Origin of the sequence: Propionivibrio sp., assembly GCF_016790145.1 — a bacterium.
Lineage (GTDB): Bacteria > Pseudomonadota > Gammaproteobacteria > Burkholderiales > Rhodocyclaceae > Propionivibrio.
In genome coordinates this window covers 1-4,250 of sequence record NZ_JAEUOI010000039.1, presented here as the reverse complement: position 1 = coordinate 4,250, position 4,250 = coordinate 1, and the positions used below count along the sequence as shown (strand labels likewise).

General features: G+C 61.4%; 2 protein-coding genes. Both read left to right on the top strand.

Annotated elements, in window-relative coordinates; genetic code table 11:
• On the top strand, positions 1-1,647 hold a 1,647-nt coding region (recG, locus tag JNM42_RS03935; RefSeq protein ID WP_294266497.1), incomplete at its 5' end, for an ATP-dependent DNA helicase RecG.
• A gap of 165 nt (positions 1,648-1,812) precedes the next feature.
• The gene (locus tag JNM42_RS03930; protein ID WP_294266492.1) at positions 1,813-4,095 is read left to right on the top strand and encodes a diguanylate cyclase; all 2,283 of its coding nucleotides are present in this window, start codon (positions 1,813-1,815) and stop codon (positions 4,093-4,095) included.
• Positions 4,096-4,250: the final 155 nt, after the last annotated feature.

Sequence of the window (4,250 nt, the reverse complement as noted above, 5' to 3'; positions counted from 1 at the left end):
GAGGCGCTGCCGCAAGCCTTGACTCCGGTTTATCCGGCTACCGCCGGTGTTTCGCAGAACGCCCTGCGCAAGCTCATCGTGCCGGCCCTCGCTGCCGCCGATATGGGCGAACTGCTCGATGCGCGCTGGTGCCGCAAGCATGCGCTGCCGGCCTTCGCCGATGCCGTGCAACTCCTGCACGCGCCGTCGCCCGGCGTCCCCGAGGCGGCTTTGCAAGGTCGCACGCATCCAGCCTGGCAACGCATCAAGTTCGACGAAGTGCTGGCCCAGCAACTGTCCCTGCGCCGCGCCTACATGGCGCGCCGGCAGAAGGGTGCGCCACTGCTCAAGGGCCCCGGCCAGCTTGCCCGGCAACTGCTCGCTGCGCTGCCCTTCGCCCTGACCGGCGCACAACAGCGCGTTACTGCCGAGATTGCTGCCGATCTGGCGCAGGCTCATCCTATGCAGCGCCTGTTGCAGGGCGACGTCGGCAGCGGAAAAACCATCGTCGCTGCGCTGGCCGCCTGCCAGGCCATTGAAGCGGGCTATCAGGTGGCCTTCATGGCGCCGACCGAAATACTCGCCGAGCAGCATCACCTCAAGCTGCGTGCCTGGCTGGCACCCCTTGGCATCCAGATCGCCTGGTTAACCGGCAGCCAGAGAAAAGCCGCCAGGCAACTCATGCACGTGCAGGCAGCGACCAGCGCGCAACTGATTGTCGGTACCCATGCGCTGATTCAGGACAGCGTTGACTTCGCCCGGCTCGGGCTGGCCATCATCGACGAACAGCATCGTTTCGGCGTGGCGCAACGGCTGCAACTGCGCAAGAAGGGCGACAGCTCCAGGCCGCCGCATCAACTGATGATGTCTGCGACGCCGATTCCGCGTACGCTGGCCATGAGCTATTACGCCGACCTCGATGTCTCGGTGCTCGATGAGTTGCCGCCCGGACGGCGGCAGATCAAAACCAAACTGATCGCCGATACCCGGCGCGCCGAAGTGATCGCCCGCGTGCGCGGCGCCGTCGCTTCAGGCCGGCAGGCCTACTGGGTATGCCCGCTGATTGAAGAATCCGAAAAGCTGCAACTGCAAACCGCCATCGAAACACACGCTACGCTTAGCGCAGAACTTGACGATCTGCGCATCGGCCTGGTGCACGGTCGCCTCAAGGCCGACCAGAAAGCCGCGACCATGTCGGCCTTCGCCGCCGGTGAACTCGACGTTCTGGTGGCCACCACGGTGATCGAAGTCGGCGTCGATGTGCCCAATGCCTGCCTGATGGTCATCGAGCACGCCGAACGTTTCGGCCTCTCGCAACTGCACCAGTTGCGCGGCCGCGTCGGGCGCGGCGCGCACGATTCGGTGTGCGTCCTGCTTTATCAGCAACCGCTGTCGTGGACGGCACGCGCGCGGCTGAAGATCATTTTCGAGAACACCGACGGCTTTGAAATCGCCCGCCAGGATCTGCACCTGCGCGGCCCCGGCGAGTTCGTCGGCAGCCGCCAGTCGGGCGTGCCGCTGTTGCGCTACGCCGACCTCGAAGTCGATGGCGATCTCGTCGAACTGGCGCGCAAGATGGCCGAACATCTGCTCTGCCATGACCCCGAACGCGCCAGGCGGCATCTGTCCCGCTGGCTGGGGAGCCGGGAAGAACTGCTGAAAGCTTGAGAGCTTCCGGCCGTTCCGCTTTGGAAAGCGCTGGAATGCAGATTCTTTCGGGGGATTTCAAGGAAAAACATTGTTATTGACCGGGGTACAGAAGCCAAGGATACTCCGGCTTATGCGTTTGAACTTCCATTCCTTTTGCAACAAAAGTAATTAGATCTCAAGCCTTTGAACAACAGGCCCGATCAGGTCGTCACTGCTTCTCTTCTGTCCTCAGGCCAGCGGCGACGCCTCCTGCTGCTTTGTGGAATCTACCTTGTACTTTGGCAATTTACCTGGCTCTCGGCCAGCCTGCTTGATCGCTTTGGTATCGTCAGTCCGTGGTATCTGCCGGCCGGGCTGCGCTTTTTCTGCCTGCTGGTTTTTGGCTGGCGCGGGTTGCTGCTGGAGCTGACAGCGGATCTGTTGTGTGGTCTGTTGCAATTTTCGATGCCGATAGATCGTGCCACCGTATTCCTGTCAGAACAGCCGTACTGGCTATTTTATGGCTGGGTTGCACCCGTACTCGCTTACGCAACAGTTCTCCTGCCTTTGCGTCGATGGATGCGCGATGCATGGGATTTTTCCCGTCCCGCGCACAGTGCACTGTTCCTCGTTGCGGCGCTGGCTGCGAGCACGCTGGCCGCCCTGGCCGGTACCTTCCGTATGGTCTACACGGATTTCCTGACCCCGGCGCAGTGGTCAACTATCCTGCCCGTGTGGCTGATTGGCGATTTCATCGGAATCCTGACGCTGGCACTGCTGCTGCTGGTGCGCGTAGAACCCGGACTCCAGCATTATGTGCAACAAGGTCGCTGGCCTCGTGTGCACCAATCCGGGGCGTCCAACGGTAGCGCCGATCTCAGAACGACGCTCATCGTGCTGCTGGCGCTGCTGCTGGTGTTCGGCATTCCCTGGTCGCTGGAGTTGACCACGCATTTCCCGCTCATTGCCCTGTTGCTGCTGTTGCCGCTGGCCTGGGTGGCGTTGAACTACGGCCTGCGCAGCGCGGTGCTGGCCGTATTGCTGCTCGATAGCGGGCTGGTTCTGCTGATCGCGCTGTTCGACCAAAGTGACCAGGCACTGCACTACCAGTTAGTCATGATCGCCATCGCCCTGGTCGGCTTGTGGCTCGGCGGTGCGGTGGAAGCACGAAACCGGATGCTGCTGCGCTACCGCGATTTCGCCCGCGTTTCCAATGATCTGCTGTGGGAAACCGATACCGAAGGCCGCTTGCGCGAAGCCAGCGGGAGGCTGGCGAGACGTGGTGCGCTGCCGCTCGGGCAATCCTGGCGTTCACTGCTATGCCAGGGCTCGCAACCGCATCTGGCGGCGATCGAAAAAGCCCTCGCGGAACAACAGCCGTTTCACCACCTGGAGATTGCCTTTCAAGGCGCCGGGGAAACGTCGCGCTGGATACAACTCAACGGTCTGCCGTTGCGCGATGAGTCGGGTGAGTTGAGCGGCTATCGCGGAACCGCCGTTGATGTCACTCGCTCTCGGCGGGCGAAAGCGCTGCTGCGCAGATACAACAAGGACCTGCTCGAAAAAGTGGAAGAGCACACCCAGTCCCTGAAGCAGACCAATAGCAAACTGGAGATCAAGGAACGGCGTCTTCAGGTGTTGCTGGCAGCGGCCCCGGTGGGTGTGCTTGAACTCGATGACGCCGATCGCTGCCGTTACCTCAACGTCAATGGCTGCGCGTTGACCGGCTGTACCCCGAAACAGGCGCAAGCTCGTACCATTCTCGACTTCGTACATCCCGACGACCGCGACTATGTGCAATTCGTCTGGGGATTAAAACGCCAAAGCTCAGAGGTGCAATTGCTGGAGTTCAGGCTGAAGCGCACCAACCTGTGGTGCGCGGCCTACTGGATCAAACTGAGTCATTCCGATCAGTCGATGGCTGGCACGATCATGGTACTGACCAACACCACCGCGCGCCGCCAGCAGGATGAACGGCTATGGACGCTGGCGCACCACGACGCACTCACCGAATTGCCCAACCGCAACCTGTTCCGCGAGCGCATTGGACAAGCCCTGGCCCACGCCAAACGCCGCGCAAGTGGCGCCGCCATGCTGTGGATTGATCTCGACGGCTTCAAAGCCGTGAATGACAGCCTCGGCCACGCCGCCGGCGATGTCCTGCTGCAACAGGTGGCGCAACGGCTTAAGAGCCGGATACGTGAAAGCGATACCGTGGCGCGCATGGGCGGCGATGAATTCGCGGTGATCATGACCGACATCAGCGAGCCCGGGATGGCGCTGCAGGTCGCCACTGAAATGCTCGCCAGTCTGGCTCAGCCATTTGCTCTGGTGCAGGGGTCGGCACACATTACAGGCAGTATCGGTGTTGCACTGTATCCGCAACACGCTGACAGCGTCGAAGCACTGACGCAATGCGCCGACATGGCGATGTACTCTGCCAAAAACTCCGGCAAGAATCAGGTCCAGGTCTGGAATGGCGAATGAGGATCGGCTGGCCTCGCTGAAGCGGCTCTTCAGCTTGTTGCCAAGGTGATGCTTGAGCCCAGGGTGTGAGCTTGTCGTCGACCAAACACAGGTTCAGCGGGACGCCAAGAGCCCCTGGACATGGTTGTATCGATAGAACGAGCGGCTTTTTCATT